Annotated in this window: 1 protein-coding gene; it reads left to right on the top strand. The window is 76.8% G+C overall.

All coding sequences use genetic code 11. From position 1 onward, the window contains the following. The coding region (locus AB0J52_RS39340) for an exopolysaccharide biosynthesis polyprenyl glycosylphosphotransferase (RefSeq protein WP_500188192.1) at positions 1-1,630 on the top strand (1,630 nt) is incomplete at its 5' end. Between the last annotated feature and the right edge of the window lie 40 nt (positions 1,631-1,670).

Raw genomic sequence — 1,670 nt, 5'->3', positions numbered from 1 at the left:
CCCGCGCCGCCGGACGTCCAGGGGAAGGGCATGCGGCTCGGCGCGCACCGGCCGTCCGGCCGCCTTCTCCCGCGTCGTCCTGGCGCGTGCCCCCCGCGGACGGCTCGCCGGGCCTGGCTTCTCCGTTCCCGGGAAGGACGTCGATTTGGGAGCTCAAGGGCTTGCGGCGCTCGGCACGGCCGAGGGGACCGCGACTCGCCCGCCGGTCGTCCGGAACCGCGTGCCCGGAACGCCGGACCGGCGTCCGGCCCACCGGCGCGCCGCCCGCCACCGCCGCCGGCTCGCGTCGCGGCTGCCCGTGGCCGGCTACCGCCTGACGCTCACGCTGCTGGACCTCTCGGCCGCCGGGGGCCTGTGCCTGCTCGAAGGCGACACTCCGGCGCGGGCGCTCGCCACCGGGGCGGTCCTCGTCGCGCTGCAGGCCTCGATGGGCGGATACCGTCCCCAGCGGAGCCCCAGCCTGGTCGACGCGGTCCTGCCGACGCTGACCCGGGTGCTGCTGGCGGACCTGGCCGTCAACCGCCTCCTGCCGCCGCCCGCCCCCGCGTCGCTGCCGCTCGCCGCCCTCCACATGCTCCAGTTCGTCCTCGCGGTGTCGGCGCTCACCCTGGCGGGCCGGCTGCCGGTGCACCGCGCCGCGCGGCGCTTCCGCCGCAGGCCGGCGCGGCTGCGGGCGACGGTGGTGATCGGCGGGGGCACGGTCGCCGACCGCGTCGCCGAGCACCTCGACCGCTGCCCCGACCTGGGCCTGACCGTGACCGCCAAGCTCGACCCGCGGAACCTCGACGAGCCCGCCGCCCCGGCGGGCGCCGCGGAGGACTGGCCGCGGCTCACCAGGACGCTCCTGCGCACCCGGGCCCGCGTCGCCGTCGTGGTCTGCGAGGGGGTCCAGCCCGTCGTGCTGGACGCCGCCGCGCGCACGGCGGCGCGGCACACCGGCGAGGTGTGGGCGGTCGTGACCGCCCCGGGCCTGGTTCCCGCCGGGGCGCGCGGCCGCGAGTACCTGGCCGGGATCCCGGTCGCCCGCGTCGTGGACGCCCGGCGGACCACCCTCGGACGGCGGGGCAAGCGGCTGTTCGACTTCGTCGTGGCGTCGGCGCTGGCGGTCGCGCTGGGCTGGCTGATGCTGCTGTGCGCGGTCGCGGTCCGGCTGGAGGGTGGTCCCGGCGTGCTGTTCCGGCAGCGCCGGGTCGGGTGTCTAGGCCGGGAGTTCACGCTGGTGAAGTTCCGGACGGTCCGTCCCAGCAGCGAGTTCCACGGGGACACGAGCTGGTCGGTCGACCACGAGCGGCTGGTGGGACCGGTCGGACGGTTCCTGCGGAAGACCTCGCTGGACGAGCTGCCGCAGCTGTGGAACGTCATCCGGGGCGACATGAGCCTGGTCGGGCCCCGGCCGGAGCGTCCGCACTTCGTCGCCACGTTCGGCGCGTCGGTCCCCGGCTACGGGCTGCGGCACCGCATGCCGGTGGGGATGACGGGTTGGGCGCAGGTCAACGGGCTGCGCGGGGACACCTCGATCGAGGACCGGGTGCGCTACGACAACTACTACATCGACCACTGGTCGTTCGGCGCGGACCTGCGGATCCTGCTGATGACCGTCCGGGCCGTGATCGTCCGCGAGGGCCGGTGAGCGCGCCGTCCCCGCCCGCGCGCGGTCTGACCGGGCCGTC

The sequence above is a fragment of the Spirillospora sp. NPDC049652 genome, assembly GCF_040675125.1.
Taxonomy (GTDB): domain Bacteria; phylum Actinomycetota; class Actinomycetes; order Streptosporangiales; family Streptosporangiaceae; genus Spirillospora.
The sequence above is the reverse complement of the archived record's forward strand: the minus strand, read 5'-3'. Positions and strand labels throughout refer to the sequence as shown.